At 60.6% G+C, this 14,280-nt stretch carries 14 protein-coding genes; 5 read left to right on the top strand and 9 right to left on the bottom strand.

Annotated elements, in window-relative coordinates; all coding sequences use genetic code 11:
* Window positions 1-33: 33 nt before the first annotated feature.
* Genes C3E99_RS13345 through C3E99_RS13335 form a run of 3 tightly spaced genes read left to right on the top strand, consistent with a single transcriptional unit; the run spans window position 34 to window position 4,545 of the window.
* Window positions 34-1,035: a TRAFAC clade GTPase domain-containing protein gene (locus C3E99_RS13345; RefSeq protein ID WP_158682309.1), complete on the top strand. Its 1,002-nt coding sequence runs from the start codon at window positions 34-36 to the stop codon at window positions 1,033-1,035.
* The gene (locus tag C3E99_RS13340) at window positions 1,032-1,925 is read left to right on the top strand and encodes a hypothetical protein (RefSeq protein ID WP_158682308.1); all 894 of its coding nucleotides are present in this window, start codon (window positions 1,032-1,034) and stop codon (window positions 1,923-1,925) included. Before C3E99_RS13345 ends, C3E99_RS13340 begins: the two co-directional genes overlap by 4 nt.
* A 4-nt stretch (window positions 1,926-1,929) precedes the next feature.
* Window positions 1,930-4,545: a GAP1-N1 domain-containing protein gene (locus tag C3E99_RS13335; protein ID WP_158682307.1), complete on the top strand. Its 2,616-nt coding sequence runs from the start codon at window positions 1,930-1,932 to the stop codon at window positions 4,543-4,545.
* A gap of 133 nt (window positions 4,546-4,678) precedes the next feature.
* Here the strand turns inward: C3E99_RS13335 and C3E99_RS13330 are convergent, their stop codons facing one another.
* From C3E99_RS13330 to C3E99_RS19825, 9 genes are all read right to left on the bottom strand, one after another.
* The gene (locus tag C3E99_RS13330; RefSeq protein WP_104959924.1) at window positions 4,679-5,917 is read right to left on the bottom strand and encodes a hypothetical protein; all 1,239 of its coding nucleotides are present in this window, start codon (window positions 5,915-5,917) and stop codon (window positions 4,679-4,681) included.
* A 1,309-nt stretch (window positions 5,918-7,226) separates the two neighbouring features.
* Window positions 7,227-7,409: a hypothetical protein gene (locus C3E99_RS19830; protein WP_158682306.1), complete on the bottom strand. Its 183-nt coding sequence runs from the start codon at window positions 7,407-7,409 to the stop codon at window positions 7,227-7,229.
* 12 nt (window positions 7,410-7,421) lie between these two features.
* Window positions 7,422-8,723, bottom strand: coding sequence for a glycoside hydrolase family 130 protein (locus tag C3E99_RS13325; RefSeq protein WP_104959923.1), 1,302 nt, complete (start codon window positions 8,721-8,723; stop codon window positions 7,422-7,424).
* Window positions 8,716-10,902, bottom strand: coding sequence for a glycosyltransferase family 4 protein (locus tag C3E99_RS13320; protein ID WP_234002476.1), 2,187 nt, complete (start codon window positions 10,900-10,902; stop codon window positions 8,716-8,718). The genes C3E99_RS13325 and C3E99_RS13320 overlap by 8 nt, the downstream gene beginning before the upstream one ends.
* Before the next feature lie 141 nt (window positions 10,903-11,043).
* Window positions 11,044-11,178 carry a hypothetical protein gene (locus C3E99_RS20260; RefSeq protein ID WP_255211373.1) on the bottom strand — a complete coding sequence of 45 codons (135 nt, stop codon included), beginning with the start codon at window positions 11,176-11,178 and terminating at the stop codon, window positions 11,044-11,046.
* A gap of 1 nt (window position 11,179) precedes the next feature.
* The gene (locus tag C3E99_RS13315; RefSeq protein WP_158682305.1) at window positions 11,180-11,455 is read right to left on the bottom strand and encodes a hypothetical protein; all 276 of its coding nucleotides are present in this window, start codon (window positions 11,453-11,455) and stop codon (window positions 11,180-11,182) included.
* Window positions 11,456-11,557: 102 nt separating this feature from the next.
* Window positions 11,558-11,773, bottom strand: a complete 216-nt coding sequence (locus C3E99_RS13310; protein ID WP_234002475.1) for a hypothetical protein — start codon at window positions 11,771-11,773, stop codon at window positions 11,558-11,560.
* 8 nt (window positions 11,774-11,781) lie between these two features.
* Window positions 11,782-12,066: an antitoxin Xre/MbcA/ParS toxin-binding domain-containing protein gene (locus tag C3E99_RS13305; RefSeq protein ID WP_104959920.1), complete on the bottom strand. Its 285-nt coding sequence runs from the start codon at window positions 12,064-12,066 to the stop codon at window positions 11,782-11,784.
* Window positions 12,067-12,284: 218 nt separating this feature from the next.
* Window positions 12,285-12,620, bottom strand: coding sequence for a hypothetical protein (locus C3E99_RS19825; protein ID WP_158682304.1), 336 nt, complete (start codon window positions 12,618-12,620; stop codon window positions 12,285-12,287).
* 546 nt (window positions 12,621-13,166) lie between these two features.
* On the opposite strand from C3E99_RS19825, the gene C3E99_RS13295 reads away from it, so the two are divergent.
* Together C3E99_RS13295 and C3E99_RS13290 are read left to right on the top strand one after the other, a co-directional pair.
* Window positions 13,167-13,598 carry a hypothetical protein gene (locus C3E99_RS13295; RefSeq protein WP_104959918.1) on the top strand — a complete coding sequence of 144 codons (432 nt, stop codon included), beginning with the start codon at window positions 13,167-13,169 and terminating at the stop codon, window positions 13,596-13,598.
* Window positions 13,599-13,860: 262 nt separating this feature from the next.
* Window positions 13,861-14,181, top strand: a complete 321-nt coding sequence (locus C3E99_RS13290; protein ID WP_104959917.1) for a DUF736 domain-containing protein — start codon at window positions 13,861-13,863, stop codon at window positions 14,179-14,181.
* The last annotated feature ends 99 nt before the right edge of the window (window positions 14,182-14,280 follow it).

The raw sequence follows: 14,280 nt of genomic DNA, 5'->3' as shown, positions 1-14,280 counted from the left end.
GGCTGTACCGTCGACACTACCGGTCTGTGCTTGTTGGGAAACGATCCGTCGTCCTGTCCTCATCGGCCAGCATCCACAGAACCGTCCGAGATTGCTGTTCCGAGTTCGCCCACCGAGTCCGAGGCGGCCGCCACTGAGATCGTACAGGAAGAGGCGCAGTCTGTTGCGCCTCCGCCGCTCGAAGCACCAAAATCGACAAAAATCGCTCTGCCACTTGGCGGGCAATTGACGTACGACGATCTCCTGCGGATCGCTGCCCGTCGAGGGTTGCGTCTGGTGGGAATATTGGGCGCGCCGGACGCCGGTAAAACCGCGTCTCTTGTCAGTCTATATTTGCTGGCAGCAAACGCGAAGATGGAACGCCTTAAATTTCGCAACAGCGATTCACTGTTTGCCTTCGACCAATTGGCGAGCGGAACGCGGGCGTGGGACTCGAACGGCAAGATGCTCGAGCAGATTGTCGAGCACACCGAACTTGCGGACCCGCGTCGTCCCGGATTTGTTCACCTTCGGCTCTACAGCGAAAAGGTGAGTGATATTGTCGATCTTGTTTTCCCAGACCTTCCGGGTGAATGGTCCGACAGTTTGATCGATAAGAGCGATCATCTGCGCCTTGGATTTCTCAGGTCCGCTCAAGCGATCTGGGTGTTTGTAGATGGTTCGGCACTGGCTGACCCGGCAAGACGGCAAGTCGCGACAGGTCGCGCGCAAAATCTGCTGGGGCGGATCAGGCAGTTTCTGGACCCCGCTGAGGACGTTCCCATTCTGCTTGTGCTCACGCGAAGAGATCAGGTGGATTCGATCCCGAAAGATGCGGTTTCTCGCATTCTTGAGGAAGCAACCCGGCGCAAACTCAACGTCGAGGTATTCGAAATAGCCTCGTTCTCTGACGGCACTCGGGTCGAGCCAGGCCATGGTTTAGAACAGCTTCTGGAAGCCTCTATCGTCGTGCCACCTCGCCAAAAGATGACATTCGACAATGTTGTCGACGCTTCCGTCACCAGACAGATGCTGCGTTTCAGGGGTGGTCTATGAGTTCGGCACAATCCGCGGCATCGATTCTGATGATCGGTGCACACGACACGGGCAAATCGAATTATCTCGCGCGCCTTTGGCTCGCCCTTCGGCGTGGTAACGGGCTGCTAGGGATACCCGAGGATCCTGAGCATATCGAGTATGTCGAGGAACTAATTACGGAGCTGCGAAGCGGTCGATATGTCGGACGGACAGACAATGACGGCGAGGCGCGAGATTTCGAGGGGAGGGCAATCATCGGTGCTGGCCCTCAGAAGGGGGCATTCGTCGAAGTCCTCGTTCCGGACGTCGCGGGAGAGCTTTGGGAGACGGCAAGCGGCGAGCGCGAAGTCGAACGCCAGTGGGTCGAGCGGATCCGGCAGTGCCGCGGCGCCCTTCTTTTTCTGCGGTTTGGATCCAAGCATCATGTGGATGCGCTCAATTGGGTTACATCTGCGGCAGCAATGAAGGCACCGATCGCGAAGCTCGTCGCAAAACCATCGCAGGTAGCGACCCAGATATTCCTCACCGATATGATAAATGTGCTCGAGACCAACCTTGGCAAGGCGATTCCGGGCGTCACTCCAAGGGTCGCGGTCATCGTGGCTGGGTGGGACTCAATTCCCGCGGAGGGTCGTGAGGGAGGACCTGCCGCATACGTCGATCAAATATATCCGATGTTCGGAGGGCGGATGCTGGACGAGGGCAGGCTTGCTATCAAGCCTTTCGGCACGAGCATCACAGGTGGAGATTTGCGCACTGCCGGACATCGAGATGAGTATCTGAAGAGCAATGCTGATCAAGAGGGATATGTTGTCTATCAGGCGAATGACGGTACACTGACACAGAGTGAAGACATGACGGTGCCCGCGGCATGGGCCGCGGGAATCGATCTCCCAGAGACTGACTAGGTGAATGGAAATCCATCAGCAGCACCACGGATATCTTCGTGGACACCAACTGCTTGCGTCATCCGTCAAGCTCGAACGATCTGATCAGGAGGTCGTCGATCGGTTGTCTGATATCGCCGGGCAGGTGCATGGCGATACCGAACTCCCCAGTTATTTGACGGGCTATCCTCTTCCCAGCGGACATTATTTTGCCTTCGCGCGCAGTTGGTATGATACTGAAGCTCATAGATCGGGCTGCGTGCTGACGCACAGCCTCATTATCGCGAAGAGCGATTGGATAAGCTTCTCGCGTCCATCGGGTCTGCGACATCTTCATTCTCGATTTCCGCATGCAGACCAAGGCGGCTTGTTGCCGATCCGCTTGGATCACAGTATTCTGGGGCCTTCCCCCGGGAGTGATTTCGATGCCTCCCCAGAACTGATTGAGGCTCTGTTCCTCGAGGATCGGAAGCCCGTTTTATGGATCGCGGACAATCCCGAGGACGCGATCCTCAGAATAGTGGATTCGCTTTGGCCATCGCTTAGATCGAATTTCGCATTCCAGACTTACGCAATCAAGCCACGCTTGATCAATGATCGCCCGTTTGATCTCGTTGCAGTTCCCCGCATGGCTCGAAGCCGCTTCGTGGATTGGCCCGGTCGACGGATCGAGGGGCCGGGTGCACCCCGTCACGCTTGGACGAGCCAACTTAGCGAAGAAATTTTCAGAGCCGAGGAACCAGATTTAAGACGCATTGATCCGCTGGGCGTCCTTTCGTCGGACGCCCATGGAGATTCCGCGAGCCTCAGAATGTCGCTCCTTTGGAGTGACCTCAATGAGCAAGCCGAGCATTCTGCAGTCGCGACATTGGGCATGCTCGACATTTTGGCGGCATCATCACTGCCGAATGGAAACATTGTGCCGCTCTTGGTGCCGATCGTCAGGCGCGCCCTTGCAATGAGGGTCGCCGACGAGTTTCCAAACGGACAGGCAAAGTTCTTCACTTTGCTGGCAGATAAGCTCTCCAGACTGCCTGGCTCCGAGCCATTGCGAGAGCCCCTTGAGGCTTCAATACAGGACATCTTCCTCTCGCTGCCGGATGAGGGGGGCAAACTGCTTCGCGAATCGCCGGCCGCTTCTGGTGCTTTTGCGGAGTTGACGGAAGATGCGTTCCTATCGGCCCTGTACAAGGCTGGCATGCCAGACCAACTCGTTGGATTGCTCGAAAACACGACTGACGAGCAATTTGCTCGGCTGATCGACCGCTCTCCGGATCTCCCGGAACTCATCGTTTCGCGCCCCCATGGCGCGGACAGCTTCGAGCGCCGGCTGGCCGACTGTTATGGAAGACTAGAAGACAGGACGAAGGCTCATCTGCGAGCATCTCTCCCGGACAAGATAAGGTATACTCACCTTGTCGATGAGCTGTTTGCAGATACTGACGACAACGAATTTATCGATGTCGCCGATAAACTTCTCAGCGGCGATCCTGAACGGGTTTCGATCTTAGCTCAATCGTTGCTGGATTCACGAAGTGCACAGCCGAGGTTAGGCGTGCTTCGACAGTTGATTGTCGAGCGCCAGATGCCTCTACAGGTGAAATCGGCCTTAATTGCGGAAGGCATGCAACCCACGGAAGTGGAGATCGCTTGGCTACTAGATCGGCTCGACACCGAACTTGCACTCGGAGTGATCGAGAAGGGAGGCTGGAGCGACGTAAAGCTGGCATCCTTGGTCTCCAATGATCAAAAACACCTCGCGCAAATCTTTCGGCTTTTTGCATCCAATGGGGATTTTGCTCGTCTCTTGAAGTTGATCCGGGGCTTAAAGCTTCCGGTCGCATCCAAGATGGAAATTGCGAGCCCTATCTTCGAAATGACACCCCCGTCACGGGAAAGGGACGAGCTTCTCGAGCAATTCATAACGTCTTCTTTTCCCGTCACGACCGCGCGCGACGCTGAAGCAGTGGGCCGAGTTCTACGCCTCCCAGGGGCGGCTGAGCTGTTGAATCGGCGTTCGCCCGCTGGGCTGGCCAAGCTCGTTCTGCCGGATTTACACCCGCCGTCGAGAGCCCTTCATTGGACTCTGCAAGTCTTGCTCAGCGGAGAGGAGGAAATATTGGAGATCTTCGCAAGGGCGACGGCGGAGATTTCGTATCGCCTCATTGCGGCAATCAGGAAAGAGCACGGCGAAGAGACTTTTAAATCTTGGGCGCTTTTTCTCGATAGAATGTCTAAATATGACAGGAATTCGGCGGTCGAAGCCGCTGCTGAGAGTCTCGAATTTGCATTCTCACGGCAATATTGGCCCGCAAGCGAGCTTGTCAGATCGGCTGTTCGAATCGTGTACCCAGTAGTCAAGCAGGATCGCCGGATAGTTTCGCGCGGCTTTTTTTCAGCGCCGATGGACCGTCCCACAAAGCTAAGGCAGTCGCTCGCGACCGCATATTACTACTCCACTTGGCCTCCTAAGGATCTGGCGATTATTGCCGAGACACTAGATATTGCAGATAAAATGTATCGGCTAATCCGGGAAAGGTGGAGCGGTAGAAAATACCTGCGGGACATGTTCGACGGGCTCGATCCGAAACGCTCCGATATCGAGAAGAGGGCTCGAAAGCACTTGCGAGATTTTCTCTGACAAGCAAGCGTGGCCGAGCTGTGCATCTTTTTGTATAATGTCGCGCTGTCATCTCCGATCAGAACTGTCAAGCTGCCAGTCCGCAACCGGCCATTCTTGCGAGACCGAGCATCTGGCCGTGCGGCTTGCGCCATTAGTCCTCGTCCCATTGATAATGACCGCGCGCTCGAAGCTTACCCGCCAATTCTATGAGATCACGTTGGTGCGAACTGCTAAACACTGGGTCGGCTTTCAGCATCTTGGCGAGCTTTGCAATCTCGCGCCGGAAGGCTGCGTTCCCGCTCTTGGTCGTGACAAGGCCAAGATTTGCAATTTCGGCGAGATCGAGCGCAAGCAGTGCGGCCCCTTCAGCAATTTCGGCGAAATTTAGCCCGCTGATCATGCCTATGTACGAATGTTCTTTCGAGCCATAAAGACTGATCTCGGCCGTTCCATTTACTGCCAGAGCCCCGAGTGGCTCGCCGTCGAAGAAAACTTCACCGCATGCGATCACCACCATAGGTCCCGTGGACCAAGTGAAGCGAGTTCGATTGGCCTCGAGCCAGTGCGACAGGAGGTGCAGTTTCTTTCGATATATCTTCTCGAGCCTGGATATCTGGCTGAAGGGCATTTCCATCGCGCCCGGTATTCGTTCAAGTTCGTCCACCAGATCTCTGCCGTCGAGAAATGCGAGGGCGCTAAAATGGCGAAGCTCTAGATAGCCACGTTCAGCCTTAGCGAAGTTTGCGGCATATCGCTTGCTTGCGCCGGCCGCTGAGTTCGCCAAATTGTGGAAGCCGCTACTGCAGAGAAGCGCGCCTTCCCGATCGCGGGAAAGATGGCGCAAGACCGCTAGTCCGACCGAGTGGCGTTGAAGCCCGGTATATTCAGTGAATAGGCGACCGTTCGCAGCAAGAAGACTAATCTCGTCGACCCCAACGATGAAACGGATCGGGTCGAGGTACTGCTCGTCGCCGGCATCGATGTTGATATGCCAGCCGCAATCGTCGGTGAACTGAGAGCGCTCAAAATTAAAATCACCATCGATTTCGAAGATGGCGTCCGCGATCTGCCGGCGCACGACGTCAGCATCTTCAAACGGCAGCGGTGGGGTCAACAGTTCGACACCAGCCAGCCTGCCCCGCGGCCAATCAAGTGGGTCCAAACCATGTTCAGGGACCACATAAAAGCCTGGTCGCCCGGGAGCCGCCTGCGGTGCCGTCCAGCGCTGACCAGTATGTTCGGTAAGCGCTTTAGCCACAGCGCGGCAAAATTCGGGCGAAGCGAGGTCCATCGGTTCATAAGCGGCTTCGCGCGCGAACCGCGAAATTCCAAGATCGCCGAGTATGACTTCGACCTCGAAGCCAGCGCGCCAGCGGATTCCGTCAATCATCCTGTTCCCCCGCTCGCTATTAGTCGGCCGGCGCTCTCGTTTCGCTGGCGGCAAATCCTGTATGCACTGGCGGCAGATGGTCGCAACCACCTCTTCAATACATCATCAACGGCCGTGACGTCCGCTATTGCCAATATCATACTGAAAGGTGCCGGTCAGGAACCGGCCACTCATGATCGGTCCGGCAACGCCGAGGGGCGATGGCGGTACGAATGGACCGGCCGATCAGAAAAAGCCCCATCCTTCGACGGGGCTTTTTCCATCCTCTGCGGTCGTGACCAAAGGAAGCCCCATCAACTCTCACAAGGGTCGCATTCGAGAGCCTTTGCCGGGAGAGCCTAGGCTTATCCATGAGAGAGTCGAGCGGTAAAAACCACCAGGCGCGAAAGGTGGATGCCTCGCTGAAATCGGCGGTTTTTTTGTGCTCGTAATCCGCTTTGGTTTCGCACCGGGCTTGGGTAAGCCGGAGGGGACGCGGCGGTAGACGCTGGTACGGGTGGAAGGTCTCGTTCTGCGTGGCGAATTGATGCCCGCATCATGCCCGTCTGTGGTAGGATGCGCCATCACCCGATTTCGATCGCAAGCTTCCCGTGACTGAGAGACATCGAGCTCCCGCTTGCACGACGGGAGTCTATTCGATGATCGCTATCCGCGAACCTTCGCGCCTTTTCGGGCGGATCATTCGGCTGTGGAACCGGCTTCTCCATCACGGGCTGGAACATGTCCCGCAAACTATGGAAAATGTGTTTTACCAGTCGCGCCGCCGCCGCGGCGACCTTGAGCGCGCAATCGATAGCTGGGCGCGTGAGAGCAATGCCCACTCGGGGGCGTCGCAACCAGCCGATCTTTCAATCGCACCATTGTCTCCCGCCCAACAAGCGATTGAACGATGGGACAATGAAGGAGGCGCTCAACCCCGACGAGGACCGCGATCATGATTTTGCACAATCTTTTCGGCCGCCATGTCGTCAACATCAGGACTAGCCGGCAGGATCGGGGCCGGTTCGTCGGCCACTGCAGGGTCTGCGGTTGCGAAATGGTCAAGCTTGGCGATCTGGCATGGCAGGTAAGCGGGCGGCGGACCTGAGAATCCGATTTCCTGCCCTTGACCCCGCGAGCCTCCATCCCAGGAGGAAATCGGTAGCCCCCGTCGCGCCTTGGGCCGACTGGCCCGGAACCAGCGGTCTCACCAGGATATGGAAACGGCAAAGCCGGGCAAGCGGAACAGCTGGTGCCGGCCGGGTTCCGTTTTGGGAAGGGCCCCGCGGCGCTTCAAGGTTTCGGTCGCCGGCAGCGTCCGATTATCGGTTCACATGCCGGAACGGCGTGCCTGCGCGACCGCATCGGCAAGGCTGGTGTAGCGATACCCGTCCCGGAGATAGGTTGCCGCGGGCACGCGGGTAATGGCGTATCGATCCAGCGTTTCGCGCTCGGCTGCGTCGATGCCGCCGCATCGGCATGATCCACCATTGCTGGCTGTGCTTTTGTCCATGTCGAAGTCCTTTCAAGCCTGGAGTTGGTCGAGAAGCGTCGCAATCTTGATTGTGGCGACGGTCGAAAAGGCGTCGGAAATTGCATAGGGGAGCAGGATGCGCTCGCCGTGCTTCATGGCGCCGCACGAATAGACGACATTGGGGACATAGCCGTGCCGCTCCGCGGTCGCAGGCTGAACGAGCGGTTTACGCGAGCGCCCGAGCACGCGCGACGGATCATGCTTGTCGAGCAGGACGGCGCCGATCGAATAATGGCGTACCGGCCCGACGCCATGGGTGAAGAGCAGCCAGCCTTCGTCGAGTTCGATGGGCGAGCCGCAATTTCCGATCTGGACGAACTCCCAGGGATATTTCGGCTTCACGATCACCTCGCCCAGGCCCCATTCATGGACGCTGTCCGACAGGATCAGGTGCAGGCTCTCATTGTCGTGGCGCGCTATCATCGCGTAGCGCCCGCCGATCTTTCGCGGAAAAAGCGCCATCCCTTTGTTGCGCGCCGCGGCGCCCTTGAGCGGTGCCAGATGGAATGTCACGAAGTCCCGGGTTTCGAGCAGCTCCGACCGTATGCTGCTTCCGCTGTAGGCGGTGAAGGTCGCGTAATAGGTGGTCTGGCCTTCGTCCTGGAAGGCAACGAAGCGGGCATCCTCGATCCCGTTCGCCTGCATCTCGGTGACAGGGAAGATCACCCGCTCGGCGATGTCGCTGGCGGGATCGAAGCCGAGTTCCAGACGATCGCCGACACGGGCGGTCACGACGGGCGTCGCGGCGAGCCGCGCGGGCGGGTCGATGGTGACGGTTCCGTCGGCGGCCAATATTCCCGACCGAAACGTCAGGGAAGAGATGTGGCCCTCGCCGACGGCGCGCAGGCTGAGAATGAAGCGGCGGCACCCCTCGGCGACGCCGGACTGGTCGGGGTGCGGCACGATACTGGGATTGAACAGCGCCGCCGCCTCGAAGCTGTATTCGTGGAGGAAATAGGCGCCGACGAGCTGGCGCTGCGCCTGCGAAAAACTCTCGTGAGCTGTGAAGGCATCCTCCATTTCCGCGGCGCGCCGTTCGAAGATTGCGGGGAGGTTGCGGTGCCGGTCGTCGAAGTTTCGCAGCGTTTCGGCAAGCAGCGCGTCGGTCTCGTCCGGGGTCATCGCGAGGACGCGGTCGACGATGTGATTGGCGCGCGTCTTGTCGAGGGGGTTGAGGTCGCGTGGTTCAACTGCCGGCCGGAACGGGCGGACGACGACACGCGACGGGTCGGGCCGCAGATGGAGCGCCTGCCGGTTGAAGAAGGGGGCGGATGGCAGAGCCCCGTCAGGCATCGACGGTTCCAGGCTCGGATGGCGCGATCGTCTGTGGCGGTACCCGCAGTTTCGTGGCGTTCAGCCTTTGCATGTCGGCCAGCGAGAGCAGGAAGGACAGCACCGACTCCGCTCCCCGGTTCTCGTTTGCGCGGTCCGGATGCAGGCCGTCGCGGCAGCTGCCCGTCGCGACGTCGGCGAGTACGACGCCGAGATCGTTCGCACCGAAAAACCATGCGAAGGCGCGTTCGGCTTCCGCACGCCACGACGAGCCGGGATCGACGCGTTGAGCCGCGACACAGGCGGCGATCGTCGCACAGGCTTCCAGCGGTTGTTGATCGAACGCCTGGGGCATATTCCGGGAGGCCATCAGGAAGCCATGCGAACCGACGGGCCGGAAATGCCCTTCGGGGGCCGTCTGTATCGCGACCAGCCAGCGCAGGCTTCGCAATCCCGCTTCGACGTGGGTCGCCGAGCGCGCCGCGGCGCCCGTGACGATCAACGCCTGCGGCAGCCGCGCATTGTCATAGCTGAGGCCATTTTCGAACCACGTCCATTCGGGCCCTTCCCGCGCGCGCAGCAGCTTCTCGAGACGACCCGCGAGTTCGGCGCGCAGGTGCGCGGCGGCATAGTCTTCGGCATAAACCGCGCAATAGGATGCGAGGCCCAGCAGGGTGAACGCCCAGGCCCGCGGCGAAGTAAACGCTGCGACCCCGTCCAGCGCCTCGCCGAACAGCTCCTTTGCCCAGCGCGCGTGTCCGGGGGAGCCGGCGCGTGCGCTATAGGTGCCCAGCGCCCAGAGCGTCCGCCCGTGACTGTCTTCCGAGCCCGCATCTTCCAGCCACCGCCGGTCGAAGCTCATGAAATTGCGAAAGCGTCGATTGTCCGGATTCCAGCCATGCTGGATGAAGGCCGCGAAGGTGGACGACAGGCGGCGCGCCAACGGCGCATCGGGACCGTCGGCGAGACTGCAGCACAGCAGCAGCGCCCGCGCATTGTCGTCGATGCAATAGCCATGGTGGCGGTCGGCGATCGCATGAACCGCATGCTGGGCCATGCCCGTATCGTCGCTCATCGCGGCGAGATGATCGAGCGACATGGGCGGGAGGTTCGGTCGGGCTTTCGTCTGTGCGATCGTCGGGATGGGTCTTGGCATGTCCATCCGGTTGCCGGTCGCGACCCTGCCTCTGCGGGAAGCCGCGCGAAAGCTCGCGGCATAGCGGCGCGCCGTATTGGCCCAGGTCATCGGACGGCTGGCGGCATAGGCCTTGCGGCCCATCGCCAGACGTCCGGTTTCGTCGCCCAGCAGATTGGCGATTGCAGGGCCGAAGCCCGCCGGATTGTCGAACGGGATCAGCACGCCCGACCCATCGGCCAGCAGCTCGGCGGCGTGCCAATAGGGCGTCGAAACGACCGGCCGCCCCATGCCGTGCGAGTAGGCGAGGGTTCCCGACGTCATTTGCGCCGCCGCCAGATAGGGCGTCGCATAGACATCGCACATCGCGATATGGTCGAGCAGTTCGGGGCGGTCAACGAAACGGTTGATGAACGCGACATGGTCATCGAGGCCAAGCTCGCGTACCCGCGCCGTCAGCGTGTCGCGATAACGCTCGCCCTCCCGGGCCTGCAAGGCGGGGTGGGTTGCGCCCATCACGACATAGAGGACGTCGGGGGTGCGCCGGACAATTTCGGGCATGGCCTCTATCATCGCCTCGATACCCTTGTTCGGGCTCATTAGCCCGAACGTCAGGATCACCTTGCGATCGGTAAACCCCAGCCGCTCCTTGGCGGCTCGCGTCGAGGCGAGCGGAACATCGGGAATGCCGTGCGCGATGATGTCGATCTTCTCCGGATCGGTGCCATAGATTTCGATCAGGATATCGCGGGCCTTGTCGGCCATGACGACCACCCGCGCCGATGCGGCGATGAGTGCGTCCATGACCCGGCGCTGCGCCGCATTCGGCCGATCGAGAACCGTGTGCAAGGTGGTGACGAGCGGCGCATCGAGGCTCGCTACGAGGCCCAGAACAAGCGCGCCCGCCCCGCCGCCGAAGATGCCGAACTCATGTTGGAGGCAGACGAGATCGAACGCCTCGCGATTGATGAAATCGGCGGCGGCGCGATAGTCGGCCACCTGGTCCTGCCGGATTGTCTTGCGGACGGCTGGCGGAAATTCATGGTCGCCGCCCGGCTCGATCATCGCGACAATGGCCGTATCCGCAACCTCGCCGAGCGCGCCGACCGCGAGTTCGAGGTCGGTCGTGAAGGTGGCTATGCCGCAGCGGCGCGGGAGGGCATTGCCGACGAACGCGATCCGCAGCGCCGGCGTGTGCAGGCCATCTCAGTGCTTGCCTTTCGGCTTGGCGGTCATTTTCACCGCAGACGCCTCTTGGGCGGCGAGAGCGGTGAGTGCTTTGGGTTTTGCTGCCTTAGGCTTGCGGATCTCGCGATTGCTGCGCTTTTGCGATTTTGCCATGTCAGACGTCCTTCCGTTCGATCATCCGATACGAGAATTCGTCCGAACGCTGCGGGCGGGCCGAAGCGATCGCACCGGCCCTGACATTTTGAGAAAAATAGGGACGGTGACGGTAGGGGAAGGGTTTGAAGCGCCGACCGAGGCTTTCGATCTTGCGCCGATATCGCATGACCTCCGAGGGCTTGGTCGCGGCGGAATAGCGCATCAGCGCGATCTGTTCTTCTTCGAGTAGCTGGTTGAGGCACATGGTGCGTGCTCCTGCATCAAGCGAGAGCACGATATTGTCCCTCTGTCACATGGAGCTTGTTCAGAATTCAGGTGATGTGGCCTTATAACACATTCTGCGAGGATCGCCGCACGAATACGGGATTGGGAGATATTAGTTCTCGTTCGCCGATGGGCGATAAAAACGGTAACGTATGACATCGCCTTCGATCAGGTGGCCGCGAAGCCGCAGTCGCATTTCGTCGGCGCCCGCACTCGAGGTACAGACGAGGCGCGTGCCGCCCGACTGAAGCGGCTCGATCGCGCTGATGCTGACGCCCTGCGCCAGGCAAAGGCGCCTGACCTCCTCTTCGGGCAGAGACAGGTTCATGGCGCGGCTCATCTGGACCGCCGCGTGCTTTCCCACGCCCGTATGGCGGCGGCCACTTGTTCATAGCCTTCGGCACTTGCGGTCGCCACTGCGAGCGGGCGGCCTCCCAGCTCGTCATTCTCCGCGTTGAGGAAGGCGATTGCGGCGTCGCGGCCACCAAGGAGCAGGAAAGCGAGTTGACTGATATCGCCTTGCCGCCGCGCATCCTCGAGTGCGAAGGGCACCCGGCTCCTACGGAAAAAGCTGTTCGACCGCCGCTTGATAGCGTCTTGTCCCTGCACATCGGAAGTCATGGTGCGCCTCCTTCGTAAGCGGGAGCGCGATGTCTCTCAGCCGCGACGGCCTACGATGTACGGTGCCGCGATGCGATTGATATGGGGACGATGCCCGAAGATGTAAGATGCGATCGGTCCGCTGTCCGCTTTACTTCGGCGTCGTCCTGAAAGCGGACGGTCTCCTGGCGGCCAAGTTCTGCTTATTCCTACCACTTCGTTTTGCCTGCGGCCGGCGGTTATTCGATCCGCGCGGCATCGATCATAGCTCGATAAATTCTTCGGACTTCATCTTTGCCAACGTGGCCAGCGTCGAGCGCGGCGGCACTGACCATCGCCGCGTCGGGTTCGCGAAGAGCCATGATCGCCGCCGAAGCTTCCGGCAAATAGTCCTGCCAAAGCGGCTTGCCGCCCATCTTCGCATCGGGCGGATTTGCATCCAACTCGCAAAGTGCGCGGGCGACTCGTTCTAGGCCGGAGGTCATGCCGCGAGAATAACATAGAACGTCGAACTGATCTGGAGGGGTTGCCGTGTTTCTCGCGATCCAAATCGATCCGATCCCGTGCTCGGACAACGGTGACTTTCCAGAATCTCGATCCCCCTCTACAGCGGCCGTATGGCTGGACGCTCAACGATTGCAGAACGGGTCGAGGCCCTGGTCCGGCGAATGGAGGGCGCACCTCTCTGCGACGAATGCATCGCGGACCGGCTCGACCTTTCTTCGATCACGCAAGCCAGTGTCGTGACGAGTGCGGCTAGCGGTGTGGGTGGATTCGAACGCACAAAAGGACCTTGCGGCCTTTGCGGAGAGCGGCGGCACGTCATTCGCCACAGGGGCTGAACTTCGTATTTTGCCGCGGACCAGATCGAGCGCGACTGAATTGGGCGTGCTCTGGCGCCGGCAGGCGGCGCCAGGGACCGCGCGCTGCTTTGGGCCGCGCAGCGCACTTGGCTCGGTATCCTTGCCGGACGGCGGCTGGCCCACAGGCCCGCGCGCACGTCGTCCGGCTGCGGCCTCGCCAAGAGCGCGTTATTCTCTGCGCGCTTCGCGCGGCGTCTTTGATGCATTGCGATGGCTTGGGGTTTGAATCGATCGGTGGTCCGCATTACGGACCCGGCAATGATGTTCAGCCTGTTCCTGTTCGCCTCGGTCATACCGGCCGGTCAATCCTTCACCTGTACGCCCGTTGCGGTCTGGGATGGCGACGGGCCGATCTGGTGCGCCGAAGGCCCGCATGTCCGCCTGTCGGGGGTGGCCGCGCGCGAAATGGACGGCAGCTGCAGGCCAGGGCATCCCTGTCCGGACGCCGATCCGGTCGCGGCGCGCGATCATCTCGTCGGCCTGCTCGGGACGCCGCAAGGGCGGAACCGGACTGGCCATATTCTCGTGCGCGGACCGGTTATGCGCTGCCTGTCGCGCGGCGGGGCCGGCGGCACCCGCACCGCCGCCTTCTGCACATCGCCCCGGTCGGGCGATATCTCCTGTGCGATGATCCTCAGCGGCCTCACCGCGCGCTGGGACAAATATTGGGGTGCGCATCGCTGCGATTGATCGGATCGGACCGGATCGGGCGGGTGGGTCGGGTAGACCGGCCTTTGAGTGCGGCGCGGATCGTTGAATGGACGCGGCGGCAGCTCTGTCTCAGTTGCTCAAGGCCACCCCCTTTTCTGTCGCCTTTCTGCGGGCCCGGCTCGCCTCTGGCCGTCAACCCCATGCGGGGTTCACCCTCGCGTTCCGCTCGGTGACGGCAGCTCGCGGTCCCTTCTTCTGGCGCCATCGGGGATGTCCCCCGAGCAACCGAAGGAGAAAATCCATGGCCACCATCGCCAACCTCAACGTCAAGGCCGACGGCAGCTTCGAAGGCACGCTCGCCACCCTCAACGTCACCGCGCAGATCGCGATTGTCCCGAACGGCCGCAAGGCCAAGGACAGCGAACCCGATTACCGCGTCGTCAGCCGCAAGAACGGCTTCGAACTCGGCGCAGCCTGGGTCAAGACCGCCAAATCGACCGGCGCCGAATATATCGCCGTGACGATGTCGGCCCCCGAATTCGGGACGATCTACGGCAATGTCGCCAACGCCCCCGGCGACGACCCGATGAAGAAGGTCATCATCTGGAACCCGCCGAGCTGACGGGCTCCCCGGCTCCGCCTTCGGGCGGAGCCAATCGATTTAACGGCATGAAGGCGGTCCTCTGGGCCGCCTTTTTGCATTCCTGTTGCTGGCAGGCGT

This window comes from Sphingopyxis sp. MG (genome assembly GCF_002953155.1).
Classification (GTDB): domain Bacteria; phylum Pseudomonadota; class Alphaproteobacteria; order Sphingomonadales; family Sphingomonadaceae; genus Sphingopyxis; species Sphingopyxis granuli.
Note: the sequence above shows the minus strand (reverse complement) of the source record. Positions and strands in the feature narration are given on the sequence as shown.